Below are 18543 nucleotides of genomic sequence, written 5' to 3' on the forward strand. Positions count from 1 at the left end.
GCCGAAAAATACACAACCCGGTATAGGATGATTACGGCTGGCTGAGGGCGTTCGACAAGACCTTGGCGGTGATGTCGACGATCGGAATCACGCGCTCGTACGCCATGCGCGTCGGGCCGATCACGCCCAGCGTGCCGACGATCTGGCCGTCCACCTGATATGGCGCGGTCACCACGCTCATCTGTTCCAGCGGCACCAGTTGCGACTCGCCGCCGATGAATATCTGCACCCCGGTGGCCTTGCTCGACAGGTCGAGCAACTGCATCAGGCTGGTCTTGTGCTCAAACAGGTCGAACAGTTCGCGTAGCGACGTCATGTTGGACGACAGGTCGGACACCGACAGCAGGTTGCGCTCGCCGGAAATCACGACTTCTTCTCCCTGGTCCGCCATGGCGTCGCTGCCGGCCTCGACCGCGGCCTGCATCAGGCGCGCCATGTCGTCGCGCAACTGGCGCAGTTCGCCTTGCAGGCGGCGCCGCACCTCATCGAAATGCAAGCCGCCGTAATGCTGGTTGATGTAATTTGCCGATTCGATCAGTTGCGCCGGCGTGTAATCGACCTCGGTCAGCAGCAGGCGGTTCTGGACGTCGCCGTTCGGGCTGACGATCACCAGCAGGATGCGGCGCGCCGACAGCCGCAGGAACTCGATCTGCTGGAACACCGATTCGTGCCGCGGCGTCAGCACCACGCCGGCGAACTGCGACAGCGACGACAGCATCTGCGCCGCGCTGGCGATGATTTTTTGCGGCGAACCGGCTTGCTGGCGCGAGGGCAGGCGGGTGTTGACCGCGCCTTCGTCCAGTGCCTGCACCGTCAGCAGGGTGTCGACGAACATCCGGTAGCCGCGTGGCGTCGGCACCCGTCCGGCCGAAGTATGCGGGCTGCAGACGAAGCCCATCTGCTCCAGATCGGCCATCACATGCCGAATCGTCGCCGGCGACAGGTCGAGCCCGGAAATCTGCGACAGCGCGCGCGAGCCCACCGGCTGGCCGTCGGCGATATAACGCTCGACCAGGGCTTTGAGCAGGGTTTGAGCGCGGGTATCGAGTTGCATGGCGTTATTCTAGCGGCCGGCGGATGCTGCCGCCAGCGCCGTGCGCGGCGCCAGCCACTGCCGCAACTGGTGCAGGTCGGTGCACTGCGCGTCCGGCACCACATGCGGTGGCAATTCCCGCCCGAAACGGTTGATCCACATGGTCTGCAGGCCGGCGCGTTGCGCGCCTTCGATGTCCAGCCGCGGATCGTCGCCGACATACAGCGCCTGCGCCGGCGCCACGCCCAGCGCGTCGCATGCCAGGTGAAAGATGGCGGCTCCCGGTTTGGCACAGCCCAGGCGCGGCGCCGACAACGTGGCCTGGAAGTAATGCGCGAGGCCGATCACTTCCAAGTCGGCGGTGCCGTTCGTGACCGCCCCCAGCGGCACCTGCCCGCGCAACTGCGCCAGCACCGGATGGACATCGTCGAACGGCGTCACCGCGTTGCGCGCCGCCGAAAATACCGCCATCGCCTGGTCCACCTTGGCCAGTTCCTCGCCGGCGCTGGCGAACGCGCGGCACAGCGCCGCATGGCGCAGCGCCCAGAGGTCGATCTGGTAGCGCGGATCGGTGGCCATCAACTGGAGGCGCTGCTGGCGCAGGACGTCGATCGAGAAGCGCTCGGCCACCGCCGGCGCATGGGCCGCCAGCCAGTCGTGCAGCACGATTTCGGCTTGCGCAATCACCGGCATGATCGACCACAGCGTATCGTCGAGATCGAACAGCACTGCCTTGATCGGGGAAGTCTTCATAGTCTGTACATCGGTTCGTTTCCGTCTCTTTCAAGTTGCATCTGAATTATGGTCTAATCGCCGGCATGCAGCCCCTCAAATCCACCGGCGCCCCATTCTTACCGAAAACCATTGCGATCATCGGCAAGTATCTGGCCGCCGGCATTTCCCAGCCGCTATCGGAAATCGCCGATTTCCTGAAGAGCAACGGCCATACGGTGGTGTTCGAGACCGAAACCGCGCGCAATATCCCTCTGTCGACGCCCCTGACCATGACGCCGGCGGAGATCGGCCAGCACGCGGACGCCGCCATCGTGCTTGGCGGCGACGGTACCATGCTCGGCATCGCGCGCCAACTGGCGCCGTACGATGTGCCGCTGATCGGTATCAACCAGGGCCGGCTGGGCTTCATGACCGACATCCCGCTGGAACGCATGATTCCGGTGCTGGCCGACATGCTGCAAGGCAAGGTGGAATCGGAGCGGCGCACATTGCTGGAAGGCTCGGTCTGGCGCGAAGGCCGGCAGATTTTCAGCGGCCTGGCGTTCAACGACGTGGTGGTGTCGCGCGGCGCCACTTCCGGCATGGTTGAATTGGCAGTCGAAGTCGACGGCTGTTTCATGTACAACCAACGCTCGGACGGTTTGATCGTCGCCACGCCGACCGGTTCCACCGCCTACTCGCTGTCGGCCGGCGGCCCGCTCCTGCATCCGACCCTGCACGGCATCGTGCTGGTGCCGATCGCGCCGCATGCCTTGTCGAACCGGCCGATCGTGCTGCCGGATTCCTGCGAAATCGAAATCGAAGTGGTCAGCGGGCGCGAAATGAGCGTCAATTTCGACATGCAGTCGCTGGCCAGCCTGGCCCACCACGACCGCATCCGGATTCGCCGCTCGCCGCACACGATCACCTTCCTGCACCCGCAGGGCTGGAGCTATTACGCCACGCTGCGGCAAAAGTTGCACTGGCACGAGTACCCGGCGGTAGAGGGTCAGTTAAAATAATTGCCGCTGCGCCAGCAGGCCGTACTGCTGGCGCCGCTGTTCCTCCAACCAGCTTCGTGTCCGAGGCGAATGCCTGAAACGCAATCCAGATGCTGCGCACACTTTCGATTCGCGACTTTGTCATCGTTGATTCCCTCGAGTTGGAGTTCGGCCGCGGTTTTTCGGTCCTGACCGGCGAAACCGGCGCCGGCAAGTCGATCCTGATCGATGCGCTGATGCTGGCGCTGGGCGGGCGCGGTGACGCCAGCGTGGTGCGCGAAGGCGCGGCCCGGGCCGACATCAGCGCCGATTTCGCCGCTGGCCCGGCGCTCGACGCCTGGCTCGCGGCCAACGAATTCCAGGGCGAGGAAGGCGGCGTGCTGCTGCGCCGCGTGATCGACAACGCCGGTCGTTCGCGCGCCTTCATTAACGGCAGCGCCGCCACCGCCGCCCAGTTGCGCGAGCTGGGCGAGATGCTGGTCGACATCCACGGCCAGCATGCTCACCAATCGTTGCTGCGCGCCGATGCGCAACGGCTGCTGCTGGATACCCAGGCCGGCCTGCAGCCGCAGGCACTGGCGGTGGCGCAGGCCTGGCGCGACTGGCAGGCGGTGCGGCGCCAGCGGCTCGAGTTCGAGCGCAATGCCAAGAACGTGCTGGCCGAGCGCGAGCGGCTCGAGTGGCAGGTCGGCGAGCTGGAAAAGCTGGCGGTCAAGCCGGGCGAATGGGCCGAGATCAGCAACGAGCATAGCCGGCTGTCGCACGCCGCCAGCCTGATCGAAGGCGCGCAGGAGGCGCTGAACCTGATTTCGGAAGCGGAGCAGCCGCTGCTGTCGCAACTGGCGGCGCTGAACCAGAGGCTGGGCAAGCTGGCTGGGATCGACGCCGCCTTGAAGCCGGTGACCGAGGCGCTGGAGCCGGCCTGTATCCAGTTGCAGGAAGCGGTGTATGCGTTGAACGATTACCTGGGCCGGGTCGAGCTCGATCCGGAGCGCCTGCGCACGGTCGAGGCGCGGCTGGAAGCGATCCACTCGAGCGCGCGCAAGTTCCGCGTCGCGCCGGAAGAGCTGCCGCAGGAATTCGAGTCGCTGGCGGCGCAGTTGCGGCAATTGGCCAACGTCAGCGATCTCGATTCACTGCGCGCGCAAGAGGACAAGCTGGAAGCCGACTACCAGGCACTCGCGCGCAAGCTGTCGAAGGCCCGCGCCAAGGCCGGTGCGGCTTTGGGCGAGGCGGTGAGTGCCGCGATGCAGGAGCTTTCGATGAGCGGCGGCCGCTTCGCGGTCGCGCTGAATCCGTGCGAAGCGGCCAGTTACGGGCTGGAGCAGGTCGAGTTCCTGGTGGCCGGGCATGCCGGCGTGGCGCCGCGCGCACTGGCGCGGGTCGCTTCCGGCGGCGAACTGGCGCGCATCGCGCTGGCGATTTCAGTCATCACGTCGACCGCCAGCGTCAACGGCAGCAAGGCTGAAACCCTGATCTTCGATGAAGTCGACAGCGGCATCGGCGGCGCCGTGGCGGAAGTGGTCGGGCGCCTGCTGAAGCGGCTGGGGCGGGAGCGCCAGGTGCTGTGCGTGACGCACCTGCCGCAAGTGGCGAGCCAGGCCAACCAGCATTTTCAGGTCAGCAAGAGCAGCGACGGCGGCAAGACCACCTCGCATATCGCGCTGCTGGACAGCAAGGCGCGCGTGGAGGAAATCGCGCGCATGCTGGGCGGGCTGGAAATTACCGCCACCACCCGCAAGCATGCGCGCGAATTGCTGGCGCTGTAGTTGAACCCGCGATCGGCGCCCGTTGATCGGCGCCCGCACCCCTCATTGATCGATCGCATCCCCATGTCCTTTCGCCCAGAACCTCCCTATACCCACGGCACCCCGGCCAAAACCGGGCTGGTGCTGATCAATCTCGGCACGCCCGATGCGCCGACCGCGGGCGCCCTGCGCCGCTATCTGAAGGAATTCCTGTCCGACCCGCGCGTGGTCGAAATCCCGCGCGTGCTCTGGTGGCTGATTCTGCACGGTTTCATCCTGCCGCTGCGGCCGGCGCGCTCGGCGGCCAAGTACCAGTTGATCTGGAGCGCGGAAGGCTCGCCGCTGAAGGTGCATACCGAAAAGCAGGCGCAGTTGCTGCGCGGTTACCTGGGCGAGCGCGGCCATCAGTTGCAAGTCGCCTACGCCATGCGCTATGCCGAACCGGCGTTGCCGACGGTGCTGGCCAGGCTGCAGGCCGAAGGCTGCCAACGCATCCTGATCCTGCCGGCCTACCCGCAATATTCGGGCGCCACCACCGGCTCCACCTACGACGCCGTGTTCCGCCACTACGCAACGGTGCGCAACGTGCCGGAACTGCGTCTGGTCAAGCACTACCATGACCATCCCGGCTATCTGCGCGCCCTGAAACAATCAGTGCTGGCGCACTGGCAGCAACATGGCAGGGCGGAAAAGCTGGTGATGAGCTTTCACGGTGTGCCGAAGCGCACGCTGCTGCTGGGCGATCCCTACCATTGCGAATGCCAGAAAACGGCGCGCCTGCTGGCGCAGGAGTTGGGTCTTGCCGAAGATCAATACGTGGTCACCTTCCAGTCGCGTTTCGGCAAGGCCGAGTGGCTGCAGCCGTATACCAGTGCCACCGTGCAGGCGTTGGCTAGGCAAGGGGTGCGGCGCCTGGACGTGATCTGCCCCGGCTTCGTCGCCGATTGCCTGGAAACGCTGGAAGAAATCGGCATGGAAGTCAAGGGCGAGTTCCTGCAGGCCGGCGGCAGCGAATTTCACTACATTGGGGCCTTGAACGAGTCGCCGGAGTGGATTGCCGCCCTGGCGGACATTGCCGAACAGCATCTGCAGGGCTGGCCGAGCGAAACCGCGCAAGATGCCGGCAGCCGGATGGCGGAGCGGGCCACCAGCCGTGCAGCGGCCTTGCGTCTGGGCGCAGACAAATAGCATACTTGTAAGGGTATTTTCAGGTCCGCCCTGTTTTTAAGCCCAACAGGTCGCTTTTAAGGCATACCCCGATTTTTCTGGATTAACGCCAAAGGCCGCCGAAGGCTGAGAAGGGGGTTTGCTAGAATGGCGGGCTGCATCTCAGTAGAGCGCGACCAGTTCCGCATAGCAGATCCAGATCGTGGCTAGCACGGTGTAGAGAAAGACCGCGGCGGAAATCAGGGACAGTTTCAAGGGTTTCACCCCGACAGTACGGTATGGGGAAGGGCATTTCCATTTTTTCCAGCATGCCGCCGATCTGACCTGAATACCCGCTCGCTCCCGTAACTTGTGTAACCGAACGTGACAATCTTGCAAGTGATGCCCGTCTGGCGATCCCTTGAAAATACCGGGGGCTAGCCCCATTTATTTTTTTGGTATGAATTCCGTGACTGACCGTGGGAGATTTTTGAATGCAAGACAAGGATAATCAGTTGGAACCGACCGTGGCTGAAGAAAGCGCCGCGATTGACGCCGCCCCGCCCGCCGCCGACGAACTGACGGACAAGCTGGCCAAGGCGGAAGCCAAGGCGGCCGAGATGGAAGATGCCTTCATGCGCGCCAAGGCCGAAGTTGAAAACGGTCGCCGGCGCGCCCAGGACGAGGTTGCCCGCGCGCGCAAGTTCGCCATCGAAAGTTTCGCCGAAGCCTTGCTGCCGGTCCGCGACAACCTGGAAACGGCCCTGAAAATCGATACGCCGTCTGTCGAGTCGTTGAAGGCCGGGGTTGAAATGACGCTGAAACAGTTGAATACGGCATTTGAAAAACACAAGCTGCTGGAGGTCAACCCGCCAGCTGGCGAGAAGCTGGACCCGATGAAACACCAAGCCTTGTCGCTGGTGGCGGCCGAGCAGGAACCGAATACCGTGGTCGAAGTGCTGCAAAAAGGCTATACCATCGCCGATCGCCTGCTGCGCCCGGCACTGGTGACTGTGGCCCAGGAAAAAACCGGCTAAAAATTCTCCAAAACGGTGCTTGAAAGCGCTCTTCTTTTCCGCATATTAAAAACATCCGAGCTTTAGTTATCCGTCATATCAAGGAATAAAGGAATAAAAATCATGGGCAAAATCATCGGCATCGATTTGGGTACCACCAATTCCTGCGTCGCCATCATGGAAGGCGGCCAGCCGAAAGTCATCGAAAACTCCGAAGGCGCGCGCACCACGCCGTCCGTGATCGCCTATCAGGAGGACGGCGAGATCCTGGTCGGGGCACCGGCCAAGCGGCAGGCGGTGACCAATCCGAAGAACACGCTGTACGCGGTCAAGCGCCTGATCGGCCGCAAGTTCGACGAAAAGGAAGTGCAGAAGGACATCAACCTGATGCCGTTTTCGATCATCAAGGCCGACAACGGTGACGCCTGGGTCTCGGTGCGCGACAAGAAGCTGGCGCCGCCGCAGATTTCGGCCGAAGTGCTGCGCAAGATGAAGAAAACCGCGGAAGACTATCTTGGTGAAGAAGTCACCGAAGCCGTGATCACGGTGCCGGCCTACTTCAACGACAGCCAGCGTCAGGCCACCAAGGACGCCGGCCGCATCGCCGGCCTGGATGTCAAGCGCATCATCAACGAACCGACCGCTGCGGCGCTGGCGTTCGGCCTCGACAAGAGCGGCAAGGGTGACCGCAAGATCGCGGTGTATGACCTGGGCGGCGGCACTTTTGACATCTCGATCATCGAGATCGCCGATGTCGACGGCGAAATGCAGTTCGAAGTGCTGTCCACCAACGGCGACACCTTCCTGGGCGGCGAAGACTTCGACCAGCGCATGATCGATTACATCCTGGACGAGTTCAAGAAGATCAACGGCCTCGACCTGTCGAAGGACGCGATCGCGCTGCAGCGGATCAAGGCCTCGGCCGAGCGCGCCAAGATCGAATTGTCGTCCTCGCAGCAGACCGAGATCAACGAGCCGTACATTGCGATGGCGAACGGCGCGCCCTTGCACCTGAATCTGAAAATGACGCGCGCCAAGCTGGAATCGCTGGTCGAGGAACTGATTTCCAAGACCATCGACCCGGTGCGGATCGCGATCAAGGACGCCGGCATCAAGGTCACCGACATCGACGACATCATCCTGGTCGGCGGCATGACGCGGATGCCGAAGGTGCAGGAAACGGTCAAGGAATTCTTCGGCAAGGAGCCGCGCAAGGACGTCAACCCGGACGAAGCTGTGGCGGTCGGCGCCGCGATCCAGGGCTCGGTTTTGTCCGGCGACCGCAAGGACTTGCTGCTGCTGGACGTTACGCCCTTGTCGCTCGGTATCGAGACGCTGGGCGGCGTGATGACCAAGATGATCCAGAAGAACACGACGATTCCGACCAAGTTTTCCCAGGTGTTCTCGACCGCAGACGACAACCAGCCGGCGGTCACCATCAAGGTCTACCAGGGCGAGCGCGAGATGGCGGTCGGCAACAAGGCATTGGGCGAATTCAACCTGGAAGGTATTCCGCCGGCTGCGCGCGGCACGCCGCAGATCGAGGTCACCTTCGACATCGACGCCAACGGCATCCTGCACGTCGGCGCCAAGGACAAGGCGACCGGCAAGGAAAACAAGATCACGATCAAGGCCAACTCCGGCTTGACCGAAGATGAAATCCAGAAGATGGTGCGCGACGCCGAAGCCAACGCCGAAGAAGACAAGCGCCTGAAGGAACTGGCCGAAGCGCACAACCAGGGCGACGCGCTGGTGCACTCGACCAGGAAGGCTCTCGCCGAACACGGCGACAAGCTGGAAGGCGGCGAAAAGGACAAGATCGAGGCCGCGATCAAGGAACTGGAAGAAGCCCTGAAAGGCAACGACAAGGCGGCGATCGATGCCAAGTCGGCCGCGGTTTCCACTGCTGCGCAAAAGCTGGGCGAGAAGATGTATGCCGACATGCAGGCGCAGCAGCAGGCAGCCGGCGCGGCGGGTGCTGGCACGGGCGCCGGCGGCGCGGATGCCGGCGAGGGCCGGGCCAAGGAAGACGACGTGGTGGATGCCGACTTCAAGGAAGTCAAGGACAACAAGTAAGGTGTCCATGGTCGGGCGGCCGCAGGAATTTGGCGGCCGTCTTGACGCGCCGGGTCGAAGCGAAATGCTTCCGCTCGGCTTTTTTGCTTAGACAGACAAGGTGCCGAAACGATGGCGAAGCGCGATTTTTACGAAGTATTGGGCGTGGCGAAAAATGCCTCCGACGACGAGATCAAGAAGGCGTATCGCAAGCTCGCGATGAAGCATCATCCGGACCGCAATCCGGATAGCAAGGGCGCGGAAGACAAGTTCAAGGAGGCCAAGGAAGCCTACGAAATGCTGTCCGATCCGCAAAAGCGGGAAGCGTATGACCGCTATGGCCATGCCGGCGTCGATCCCAACATGGGCGGCGGCGGTTTCGGCGCCAACGGCGCCGGCGGCTTTGCCGATGCCTTCGGCGACATCTTCGGCGATATCTTTGGCGGCGGCAGCGGTCGCGGCCGCAGCGGGCCGCAGGTGTATCGCGGCGCCGATCTGCGCTACAACCTGGAAATCACGCTGGAGCAGGCAGCGCACGGCTTCGACACCACGATCCGGGTGCCGTCCTGGGACAGTTGCGACACCTGCCACGGTTCCGGCGCCAAGCCCGGCACCTCTCCCACCACCTGCAGCACCTGCGGCGGCCACGGCCAGGTGCGCATGCAGCAAGGCTTTTTCAGCATCCAGCAAACCTGCCCGAAATGCCACGGCAGCGGCAAGATGATCGCCGATCCCTGCAACGCCTGCAGCGGCGCCGGGCGCATCAAGCGCAACAAGACGCTGGAAGTCAAGATCCCGGCCGGGATCGATGACGGCATGCGCATCCGCTCTTCCGGCAATGGCGAACCGGGCCTGAACAACGGCCCAGCCGGCGACCTGTATGTGGAAATCCACATCAAACCGCACCCGGTATTCCAGCGCGAAGGCGACGATCTGCATTGCGAAATGCCGATCTCGTTCGCGCGCGCGGCGCTCGGCGGCGAGATCGAAGTGCCGACTTTGAACGGCAAGGCGTCCTTCACGATTCCGGAGGGCACCCAGTCCGGCAAGATATTCCGCCTGCGCGGCAAAGGCATCAAGGGCGTACGTTCAGGCTATGCCGGCGACCTGTTCTGCCACGTGGCGGTGGAAACCCCGGTCAAGCTGACCGAGCAGCAGAAAGATTTGCTGCGCGAATTCGAGCGCTCAACCACCGAAGGCGGCGCACGCCACAGTCCACAGAGCAAATCGTGGAAGGACAAGGTCAAGGAGTTTTTCGAATAGCGGACGGTTTTCTCTTGCAGTCCGATTTTTGGCAGGCCGCCGGTTTTTTGACCGGCGGCTTTTTTATCGTCGATCGGAAATCGTCAGGGGGCAATTTACCAGTTGCACTATAGACATTTCTTCACTATGCTGAACCCCATAAAAATAAAACGACCGTTCCTTTATTGACTGCCCTCGGGCGCCGTGGCTACATGGGAGTAAAAATGAAAAGAGACATTCTGGGCAAACGGCTTTTGGTATTTGCTTCGCTGCTTGGCGCGCTGGCTTTGGTGCCGGGTGTGCAGGCGGCGGAAGTCGCCGGCGTCAAGCTGGACGACAGCGTGCGCGTGGCCAACCAGGAATTGAAGCTGAACGGCGCCGGCGTGCGCTTCAAGGTCGTCTTCAAGGTATATGCCGCCGGCCTGTATCTGGCCGAAAAGAAGACTACGGTGGCCGACGTACTGGCGGCGCCGGGCGCCAAACGGGTGACCCTGGTGATGATGCGCGATCTGACCAACGAAGAACTCGGCCAGTCCTTCATGGCCGGCATCAAGAAAAACTCGACGCTGCAGGAGCGGACCAAAATCGTGACGCAAATGATGCAGTTCGGGGAAATGTTTGCGACGATCCCGGAATTGAAAAAAGGCGATGTGATCGGGGTCGACTGGATACCCGGCGTCGGCACCGTTTCGACCCACAATGGCAAGAAAATCTCCGAGCCGCTTCCGGACATCGCGTTTTACAACGCGCTGCTGAAAATCTGGCTTGGTGATAACCCGGCGGACGCCCAGTTGAAGCTGAATCTGCTCGGCGAAAAATTCGTCGGGAACTGACGCTGCATGCGGCTGCGGTGGGGTTGAAAAAGGCGACGCTGTCCGGTATCGGTTCGGCACCATCATTTTCGGCAGTTCAGTGCTTTGCGCCGCACCTGGGCGGAGATATCGTCTCCGTGTGCGGCCCAACTGCCCGTTGGTCAGCGTAGTTCCTCCAACATGGGTGACAACGCCCCGCAGCGCCGGGACCGGCATGGCTGCATGCGGCGGTTTCCGGAGCGAGGGCGGCTGCCGCAGTGCGCTGCGATCACCCGATTTTCGAGCACTCCCTCTATTCCAGGAAGAAGGCCAAAAGTTGTTTTGAAGAAAGCTATAATCAATCGGCCATTGGGTGCCCGGGCCCGGAGACACTGCCGATTCGCCAAGGCAGCAATAGAAGGAATGAAAAATGAAACTGAACCGCTTGCGCATCGGCCAGCGTTTGGCACTGGGGTTTAGCGTTGTCACTGCCCTCCTTATTTTGCTGGCCAGCCTCGCGTATTTGCGTATCGCGGATCTGAGCGCGGAAGTCAATCTGATGGTGCAGGACAGGTACCCGAAGACGGTGATCGTCAACACCATCAAGGCCGATCTCAATGAGAGTACCCGCAGCATGCTGAACGTGCTGATCATGACCGACGACGCGCAGATCAAAAAAGAATTGGCCAACATTGCCGCGCGCAACAAGCAGGTCGACGACGCCATTACCAAGCTGAACACCATCATCGCCGACGCCAAGGGGCGCGAACACGTCAAGGCGATTGCCGAGTTGCGCGACAAATTCGTGCCGGCGCAAGACAAGTTTGTTTCGCTGATCAATGAAAACAACAAAGACGACGCGATGATCAAGCTGATGTTTTCCGTGCGCCCCCTGCAAGGGAAGTATTTCGAGCAGCTCGACGGATTCATCAAGTACGAAGACAGTGAAATGGCGCTGGCGGGGGAAAATTCGAGCGCCGCCGCCGCGCGTACCGGAATGTTCATCCTGGCCCTGGCGCTGGGCGCCGTGCTGCTGAGCGTGATCGTCGGCTTCCTTACCACGCGCCGCATCACGCGGCCGCTGCGCGAAGCGGTCGGGGTTGCCAAGCGGGTTGCCGCCGGCGACCTCACCAGCGAGATCCGGGTCAGCACGCATGACGAAACCGGAGAGCTGATGGAAGCGTTGCGCAACATGAACGAGAGCCTGTCGAGATTGGTAGGCGAGGTGCGTATCGGCACCGACACGATTGCCTCCGCGTCGGAAGAGATCGCGAGCGGCAATATGGAGTTTTCCAAACGCACCCAGGAGCAGGCGGGCGCCCTGCAGCAGACCGTGGCCTCGACCGAACTGCTGATGCAGACGGTGCGGCAGAATGCCGAGAATGCGCACCAGGCCAATCAACTGGCCGGCTCCGCTTCGCAAATCGCGGAGAAAGGCGGCACGGTGATGGCGCAGGTGGTGCAGACGATGGATTCGATCAACAAGTCCTCCAGGAAGATCGTCGACATCATCGGCGTCATCGACGGCATCGCCTTCCAGACCAACATCCTGGCGTTGAATGCGGCAGTGGAGGCGGCCCGTGCCGGCGAACAGGGAAAAGGATTTGCGGTAGTCGCCTCCGAGGTGCGCAGCCTGGCGCAGCGCTCGGCTGCGGCGGCCAAGGAAATCAAGACCCTGATCGGCGACTCGACCGAAAAAGTCGGTGCCGGCGCCAAGCTGGTCGACGAGGCCGGCACCACCATGGAAGAAGTGGTGACCAGCGCCAAGCGCGTCACCGACATCATGATGGAGATCACCGCCGCCAACCAGGGGCAGAACGAAGGCATCGCTCAACTCAACACCGCGATTGGCCAGGTCGAGCAGGTAACGCAGCAAAACTCCGCGCTGGTGGAAGAAGCTGCGGCGTCGGCCGAGGCCATGCAGAAGCAGGCCGCCAGCCTGGCGCAACTGGTCAGCGTCTTCAAGCTGAACAATCTGGTGGGGCGGACGCCGCCGGCAGCCGTGCCGGACGCGCCGGCGGTGCGGCCGCGCCCGGCAATCGCGGCGCAAGCGGTCGCTGGCAGACAAGCCGCCGCCGTTCCGGTGGCGGTGGCCCATGGCGGCGAGGAGTGGCAGGAGTTTTAATCGGTATCGGAAGTGTTCATTTAGACGTGGAGGCAGGATGAAAGTACAGAAGCACTGGAAGCGCATCGTCCTCGTGGCGGGTTTCATGATGGCATTCGGCGCCGGACCCCAGGCCGCCGAGGTGGGTGGCGTCAAGCTGGATGACAGTGTGCGGGTCGCCAATCAGGAACTGAAACTGAATGGTGCCGGCATCCGTTACTGGGCGGTGTTCAAAGTGTATGCCGCTGGCCTGTACCTGCAGGAAAAGAAGAAGACCGTGGCCGACATCCTGGCCTCGAGTGGTCCGCGCCGCATGCGGCTGGTGTTGATGCGCGACGTCAACAGCGAGGAATTGGGGCAGGCGTTCATGGATGGCTTGAACGCGAATACCGAGAAGACGGAAAAATCGAAATTCGTCAACCAAACGGTCAAGATGGGTGAAATCTTTGCGTCGATTCAGAAGCTCGGCAAGGGTGACTCGATTACCTGCGACTGGATCCCGAATTCCGGCATGAAAATCTATGTCAACGACAAGCAGGTCGGCGAAACCCTGCCGGATCTGGCGTTCTATAACGCTTTTCTGCGCATCTGGCTGGGCGAGAAGCCGGCCGGGGCCGAACTGAAGACCGCGCTGATCGGCAGTTGACGGTCGTCGCGGCAGGGTGATGCAGGGCGGCAATTTCAGGCCGCCCTTTTTGCATGGGCGGCAAACGGGCCGCGCGCGCCGCGGATACAATCATCGCCTGGACCACTTTCCGCGACAGGATTCCCATGCGCATTTTGCACACCATGCTGCGGGTCGGCGACCTGCAACGCTCGATCGACTTTTATACCAGGGTGCTTGGCATGAAATTGCTGCGCACTTCCGAAAATACCGAATACAAATATACGCTGGCCTTCCTCGGTTACGGCAGCAATCCCGAGCATGCCGAACTTGAGCTGACCTATAACCACGGCGTCCACCAGTACGAACTCGGCAGCGCCTACGGCCACATCGCGATTGCGGTGGATGACGCGCGCCAGGCCTGCGCGGCGGTCAAGGCGGCAGGCGGCAATGTGACGCGCGAAGCCGGCCCGGTCAAGGGCGGCACCACCGTGATCGCCTTCGTGACGGACCCGGATGGCTACAAGATCGAATTGATCGAACGCAAGGAGCAAGCGGCCTGATGGCGCCGGCAGAATAGCGCGCCGGTTACCGGGAAATTTTCGGAAGTCATGGAGTATGTAGTAGAAGTATCCATTTTACGACCGGAATTGATCGATTTTTCTGGGAGTATCTGTTTTTTTGCGCGCTAGAAAATCGGTAGCGTGTCCGGCGCTTGCTCGCGCAAGGCTTTTCTGGCGGTTTCGAACTCCGGGAAAATCGACTGCACCGTGGCCCAGAAGCGCGGGCTGTGATTCATTTCGCGCAAGTGCGATAGTTCGTGCGCGATCACGTAATCGATCAGCGGCAGGGAAAAATGGATCAGTCGCCAGTTGAGCCGGATGCGGCCGTCGGCGGTGCAGGAACCCCACTGCGTGGCGGCCGACGATAGCGTCAGGCTGCGGTAGCCGACCCCCAATTTTGCCGCATACAACGGCAGGCGCTCGCTAAAAATCTGCCTGGCCTGCGCTTGCAGCCAGGCTTGCACCCGGTCCTTCAATTGCTGCTGGTCGGCGTCGGGTGGCAGGCTCAGCGTCAGCGTGCCGACGGCGGCGTCATGGCTGACCGCGCCATGCTGCGCCGCGTGCAGGCGCAGTGTCAGGTCGCGGCCGAGAAAGGGCAGGCTGGCGCCGTCGCGCCACTGCATGTGCGGCAGCAGGCGGCGTGCCGAGCGCTCGCGCCGCTCGGCCAGCTTGGCGAAGATCCAGCGCTGGCGCGCGCGCAGGGCGTGCTCGATTTCGGCCAGCGCCAGCCAGCGGGGCGCGGTCACGCGCAGGCCGTCGTCGTCGATGACGAAACCGATCGAGCGGCGCTTGGAGCGCAGCAGCACGTAGTCCAGGTCATGCGGTTCGAGGCGGATGCGGCGTCGGCCGGGTGCCGTCGGTAGCGCAGGCGATGGCGCGGCAGTGACAGAAGGCGGGCTGACGGCCGCATCCGGCGTGCGTGGCGGCGGCACCGGGTCGACGCCAAACAGGTCAAGCTGCAGTTCAAGCTGGTTGGGGTCGGACGAGCGTCGGCGCAGCAGTTTCAAGGCATCGGGCGAGACGTTATTGGTCGGGATAGGCGTGCGGTGAAATCACGCGCATTTCGGATTCTATCCAGTTTTCAACTTGCTGCATCAGGGCCACGGCGTTCGTGCCTTGCGGCGAGATCGGCGGACCGATCGATACCGTGATCAGGCCCGGCTTTTTGATGAACGAATTCTTCGGCCAGCATTCGCCCGAGTTGAGCGCGATCGGGATCACCGGCGTATTGGTTTCGATCGCCAGCCGCGCGCCGCCGCCCTTGTAGTTGCCCTGCTTGCCCACTGCGGTGCGCGTGCCTTCCGGGAACATGATGATCCACTGGCCGTCGGCCAGCCGTTTCTTGCCGCGCTCGACCACGCTGGCAAAGGCATCGCGTCCCTTGCTGCGGTCGATCGGGATCATCCGCAGCAAGGCCATGCCCCAGCCGAAAAACGGGATGTAGAGAATTTCCTTCTTGAAGACGAAAACCAGCGGGCGGCGCATGTTCGGCAACAAGAAAATCGTTTCCCAGGCCGATTGATGCTTGGAGAGCAGGATCGCCGGCCCATCCGGCAGGTTTTCATAACCCTTGAACTGGTAGCGGATGCCGCACAACACGCGCGCCAGCCAGATCACGAACACATTCCAGCGTCCGGTCACGTAATAGCGCTGGTTGTAGGGCAGCGGCGCCGCCAGCAGGCAGGCCCAGACCCAGATCACGGTGGCAGCCAGCATCAGCAACACAAACAGTAGCGAACGCAGGAACAAAGTGATGCGCAACATGCAATCTCCGGGAAAAACGGGGGGAAGGCTTCAGGCTGGAACGGGCGCGGGGGTTTTCAGCACTTGATCGACCACCGCTGCCAGATTCGGAAAGACCATTGTACCGGGCGGCAAACCGCCGGCGGCGCGGGTTTTTTCGCCCTTGCCGGTCAGCACCAGGTAGGGCTGGCAACCGGCCTCGACCCCGGCTTGCAGATCGCGCAGCGAATCGCCGACGCTTGGCACACCTTGCAGGCTGGTATCGAAACGGCGCGCAATTTCCTGCAACAAGCCGGCTTTCGGCTTGCGGCAGCCGCAATCGTCGTCGGCTGCGTGCGGGCAATAAAAAATCGCATCGATGCGGGCGCCCACGTGCTGCGCGCGCACGTGCAGTTTCTGGTGGATCGCATTCAGCGTCACCATGTCGAACAGGCGGCGCGCAATGCCAGACTGGTTGGTGGCGACGGCCACGCGGTAGCCGGCCTGGTTCAGGCGCGCGATCGCTTCCAGCGAACCTTCGATCGGAGTCCACTCCGCCGGCGACTTGATGAATTCGTCGGAATCATGATTGATGACGCCGTCGCGGTCCAGAATGATCAGCTTCATGAGTGCGGTCGGTCGAGGTTGGAAAGTTCAGGCCGCCAGCTTGGAAATGTCGGCCACCTGATTCATCATCCGGTGCAGATTCGACAGCAGCGCCAGCCGGTTGTTGCGCAATTGTTCGTCCTCGGTCAGCACCATGACGTCGTTGAAGAAGGTGTCGACGTTGCTGCGCAGCCGCGCCAGCGCCTTCAGCGCGCCGGCAAAGTCGCCGGCGGCAAAAGCGCTATCGACCTGCGGTTTCAATAGCGTCATGGCCGAATGCAGCGCTTCTTCCGCCACCTCGCGCAGCAGGCCGTTGTGCACGCTGGTGCTGGCGAGCTCGGTTTTCTTCAGGATATTGGTGATGCGCTTGTTGGCAGCTGCCAGCGCCTCGGCGTCCGGCAGGAGGGCGAAGGCTTGCACCGCTTCCAGCCGTTCGATCAAGTTGGTCAGCGTATCCGGCTGCCCGGCCACCACCGCCTCGATTTCGTTCGGATGGTAGCCGCGCTCGCGCAGCAATCCGCGCAGGCGGTCGTACAGGAAATGCTTGAGCGCCGCGCTCGGATCGGTGAAATGCGGATTGCCGGCAAACAGTCGCACGCCGTGCGCCAGCAAGGCGTCCAGCGACAACGGCAGTTTCTTTTCCAGCAGCATGCGCAGCACGCCCAGCGCATGGCGGCGCAGCGCGAATGGATCGCGGTCGCCGGTCGGGTGCAGGCCGATGCCCCAGATGCCGACCAGGGTTTCCAGCTTGTCGGCCAGCGCCACCACGGTGCCGGTCATGCTCGCCGGCAGGGCGTCGCCGGCGAAACGCGGCTGGTAATGCTCGGAAGCGGCCAGCGCGACTTCTTCCGGCTCGCCGTCATGCCGTGCATAGTAGGTGCCCATGATGCCTTGCAGCTCGGGGAATTCGCCCACCATGTCGGTCAGGAGGTCGGCCTTGGCCAGCAGCGCGCCGCGCTCGGCCAGCGCGATGTCGGCATCCAGCTTTGCCTCCCGCAGCGCGCGGGCGATCGCGCCGGCCAGCGTCTTCACCCGTTCGGTGCGCTGCGCCTGGGTGCCGAGCTTGTTGTGGTACACCACGCTGGCCAGGCCGGGCACGCGCTCTGCCAGTTTCTTCTTCTGGTCCTGCTCGAAAAAGAATTTCGCGTCCGACAGCCGCGGGCGCACCACGCGCTCGTTGCCGCCGATGATGTGCTGCGGGTCGGCGCTTTCGATGTTGGAGACGATCAAAAAGCGCGAGCGCAGGCGGCCGTTGCCATCGGTCAGCGCAAAGTACTTCTGGTTGGTCTGCATCGTCAGAATCAGGCATTCTTGCGGCACTGCCAGGAATTCATCCTCGAAGTTGCAGGCATACACCACCGGCCATTCGACCAGCGCCGTGACTTCGTCAAGCAGCGCCTCCGGCATCAGCACCTGGTCGTCGCCGGCGCGGTCGAGCAGCGCGGCGCGGATTTTTTCCTTGCGCGCCGAGGTGCCGGCGATCACCTTGCCGTGCGCTTCCAGCGTGGTGGCATAGCTGTCGGCATCGGAAATCGTCAATTCGCCCGGTGCCAGGAAGCGGTGGCCGAGCGTGGTGTGGCCGGCGGCCAGGCCGAGGATCGCCACCGGCACCACGTTGCCGCCGTGCAGCGCAATCAGCCGGTGCGCCGGGCGCACGAACTGCACGGTGGTGCCGTCCGGGCGCTGATAGCTCATCAGCTTCGGGATCGGCAGCTTGCCCAGGGTTTCTTCCAGCGCCGCCTGCAGTCCGTCGTGCAGCGCCGCACCGGGCGCGGTATGGGTGTAGAAGAAGCTCTCGGCCTTGCCGTCGGCGGCGCGCTCCAGCGCCGACAGTGGCAGATCGGGGAAGCCGAGCGCCGCCAGCTTTTTCGCCAGCGGCGCGGTCGGCTGGCCTTCCTGGTCGAGCGCGACCGATACTGGGAGCACCTTTTCCCGGATCGATTTATCGGGCGACATCGGGCGCACCTGGCTGATCGCGACCGCCAGGCGGCGCGGCGTGGCGTAGGCGGTGGCGACCGCGTCGGCGGCGACGAAATCGCGCGCCTTCAGGCCGTTGAAAATGCCGGCGGCAAAGGCCTCGCCCAGGTTGGCGAGCGCCTTCGGCGGTAGTTCTTCGGTCAGCAATTCGACTAACAGTGTTTGGTTCATCTTCTTTTATCGCTGTCATTCCCGCGCAGGCGGGAATCCAGTGGCTTGGC

Annotated in this window: 16 protein-coding genes; 10 read left to right on the forward strand and 6 right to left on the reverse strand. The window is 62.8% G+C overall.

Translation table 11 applies throughout. From position 1 onward, the window contains the following. Window positions 1-31 precede the first annotated feature (31 nt). Both hrcA and ACK2VC_RS12800 read right to left on the reverse strand, forming a co-directional pair. Entirely contained in the window at window positions 32-1054 is a 1023-nt protein-coding gene (gene hrcA / locus ACK2VC_RS12795) for a heat-inducible transcriptional repressor HrcA (RefSeq protein WP_486730739.1), read from the reverse strand. 9 nt (window positions 1055-1063) lie between these two features. Beyond that, a complete protein-coding gene (locus ACK2VC_RS12800) occupies window positions 1064-1786 on the reverse strand; it encodes an HAD family hydrolase (RefSeq protein ID WP_486730740.1) in 723 nt (240 codons plus the stop codon). Between the two features lie 65 nt (window positions 1787-1851). On the opposite strand from ACK2VC_RS12800, the gene ACK2VC_RS12805 reads away from it, so the two are divergent. The 10 genes from ACK2VC_RS12805 (at window position 1852) to gloA (ending at window position 14017) form a co-directional block, all read left to right on the forward strand. Beyond that, window positions 1852-2769 carry an NAD kinase gene (locus tag ACK2VC_RS12805; protein WP_486730741.1) on the forward strand — a complete coding sequence of 306 codons (918 nt, stop codon included), beginning with the start codon at window positions 1852-1854 and terminating at the stop codon, window positions 2767-2769. Between the two features lie 89 nt (window positions 2770-2858). Continuing rightward, window positions 2859-4517, forward strand: a complete 1659-nt coding sequence (gene recN / locus ACK2VC_RS12810) for a DNA repair protein RecN (RefSeq protein ID WP_486730742.1) — start codon at window positions 2859-2861, stop codon at window positions 4515-4517. Window positions 4518-4580: 63 nt separating this feature from the next. Next, complete coding sequence (gene hemH / locus ACK2VC_RS12815) at window positions 4581-5684, forward strand: ferrochelatase (protein ID WP_486730743.1); 1104 nt, start codon at window positions 4581-4583, stop codon at window positions 5682-5684. A gap of 452 nt (window positions 5685-6136) precedes the next feature. Beyond that, entirely contained in the window at window positions 6137-6679 is a 543-nt protein-coding gene (gene grpE / locus ACK2VC_RS12820) for a nucleotide exchange factor GrpE (protein WP_486730744.1), read from the forward strand. Window positions 6680-6781: 102 nt separating this feature from the next. Then, entirely contained in the window at window positions 6782-8734 is a 1953-nt protein-coding gene (gene dnaK, locus ACK2VC_RS12825) for a molecular chaperone DnaK (RefSeq protein ID WP_486730746.1), read from the forward strand. Window positions 8735-8845: 111 nt separating this feature from the next. Beyond that, window positions 8846-9976, forward strand: a complete 1131-nt coding sequence (gene dnaJ, locus ACK2VC_RS12830) for a molecular chaperone DnaJ (RefSeq protein ID WP_486730747.1) — start codon at window positions 8846-8848, stop codon at window positions 9974-9976. Window positions 9977-10179: 203 nt separating this feature from the next. Further along, window positions 10180-10788: a chalcone isomerase family protein gene (locus tag ACK2VC_RS12835; RefSeq protein ID WP_486730748.1), complete on the forward strand. Its 609-nt coding sequence runs from the start codon at window positions 10180-10182 to the stop codon at window positions 10786-10788. A gap of 388 nt (window positions 10789-11176) precedes the next feature. Further along, window positions 11177-12871 (forward strand): methyl-accepting chemotaxis protein, encoded by a 1695-nt coding sequence (locus tag ACK2VC_RS12840; protein WP_486730750.1) that lies wholly within the window; start codon window positions 11177-11179, stop codon window positions 12869-12871. A 37-nt stretch (window positions 12872-12908) separates the two neighbouring features. Further along, on the forward strand, window positions 12909-13496 hold the full coding sequence (locus ACK2VC_RS12845; RefSeq protein ID WP_486730751.1) for a chalcone isomerase family protein: 588 nt from the start codon (window positions 12909-12911) through the stop codon (window positions 13494-13496). A 125-nt stretch (window positions 13497-13621) separates the two neighbouring features. Continuing rightward, window positions 13622-14017: a lactoylglutathione lyase gene (gene gloA / locus ACK2VC_RS12850; RefSeq protein WP_486730752.1), complete on the forward strand. Its 396-nt coding sequence runs from the start codon at window positions 13622-13624 to the stop codon at window positions 14015-14017. A 125-nt stretch (window positions 14018-14142) separates the two neighbouring features. Here the strand turns inward: gloA and ACK2VC_RS12855 are convergent, their stop codons facing one another. Genes ACK2VC_RS12855 through glyS form a run of 4 tightly spaced genes read right to left on the reverse strand, consistent with a single transcriptional unit; the run spans window position 14143 to window position 18493 of the window. After that, entirely contained in the window at window positions 14143-15024 is an 882-nt protein-coding gene (locus ACK2VC_RS12855) for a M48 family metallopeptidase (protein ID WP_486730753.1), read from the reverse strand. Between the two features lie 16 nt (window positions 15025-15040). Next, the gene (locus ACK2VC_RS12860; protein WP_486730754.1) at window positions 15041-15781 is read right to left on the reverse strand and encodes a lysophospholipid acyltransferase family protein; all 741 of its coding nucleotides are present in this window, start codon (window positions 15779-15781) and stop codon (window positions 15041-15043) included. A 30-nt stretch (window positions 15782-15811) separates the two neighbouring features. Continuing rightward, window positions 15812-16366, reverse strand: a complete 555-nt coding sequence (gene gmhB / locus ACK2VC_RS12865) for a D-glycero-beta-D-manno-heptose 1,7-bisphosphate 7-phosphatase (protein WP_486730755.1) — start codon at window positions 16364-16366, stop codon at window positions 15812-15814. Between the two features lie 27 nt (window positions 16367-16393). Next, entirely contained in the window at window positions 16394-18493 is a 2100-nt protein-coding gene (gene glyS / locus ACK2VC_RS12870; RefSeq protein WP_486730756.1) for a glycine--tRNA ligase subunit beta, read from the reverse strand. Window positions 18494-18543: the final 50 nt, after the last annotated feature.

The organism is Herbaspirillum sp. WTB6 (assembly GCF_057457785.1).

Excerpts from the sequence above, each read along its gene's own strand:
- hrcA (WP_486730739.1), bottom strand. The coding sequence starts at position 1,054 with ATGCAACTCGATACCCGCGCTCAAACCCTGCTCAAAGCCCTGGTCGAG.
- ACK2VC_RS12800 (WP_486730740.1), bottom strand. The coding sequence starts at position 1,786 with ATGAAGACTTCCCCGATCAAGGCAGTGCTGTTCGATCTCGACGATACG.
- ACK2VC_RS12805 (WP_486730741.1), top strand. The coding sequence starts at position 1,852 with ATGCAGCCCCTCAAATCCACCGGCGCCCCATTCTTACCGAAAACCATT.
- recN (WP_486730742.1), top strand. The coding sequence starts at position 2,859 with ATGCTGCGCACACTTTCGATTCGCGACTTTGTCATCGTTGATTCCCTC.
- hemH (WP_486730743.1), top strand. The coding sequence starts at position 4,581 with ATGTCCTTTCGCCCAGAACCTCCCTATACCCACGGCACCCCGGCCAAA.
- grpE (WP_486730744.1), top strand. The coding sequence starts at position 6,137 with ATGCAAGACAAGGATAATCAGTTGGAACCGACCGTGGCTGAAGAAAGC.
- dnaK (WP_486730746.1), top strand. The coding sequence starts at position 6,782 with ATGGGCAAAATCATCGGCATCGATTTGGGTACCACCAATTCCTGCGTC.
- dnaJ (WP_486730747.1), top strand. The coding sequence starts at position 8,846 with ATGGCGAAGCGCGATTTTTACGAAGTATTGGGCGTGGCGAAAAATGCC.
- ACK2VC_RS12835 (WP_486730748.1), top strand. The coding sequence starts at position 10,180 with ATGAAAAGAGACATTCTGGGCAAACGGCTTTTGGTATTTGCTTCGCTG.
- ACK2VC_RS12840 (WP_486730750.1), top strand. The coding sequence starts at position 11,177 with ATGAAACTGAACCGCTTGCGCATCGGCCAGCGTTTGGCACTGGGGTTT.
- ACK2VC_RS12845 (WP_486730751.1), top strand. The coding sequence starts at position 12,909 with ATGAAAGTACAGAAGCACTGGAAGCGCATCGTCCTCGTGGCGGGTTTC.
- gloA (WP_486730752.1), top strand. The coding sequence starts at position 13,622 with ATGCGCATTTTGCACACCATGCTGCGGGTCGGCGACCTGCAACGCTCG.
- ACK2VC_RS12860 (WP_486730754.1), bottom strand. The coding sequence starts at position 15,781 with ATGTTGCGCATCACTTTGTTCCTGCGTTCGCTACTGTTTGTGTTGCTG.
- gmhB (WP_486730755.1), bottom strand. The coding sequence starts at position 16,366 with ATGAAGCTGATCATTCTGGACCGCGACGGCGTCATCAATCATGATTCC.
- glyS (WP_486730756.1), bottom strand. The coding sequence starts at position 18,493 with ATGAACCAAACACTGTTAGTCGAATTGCTGACCGAAGAACTACCGCCG.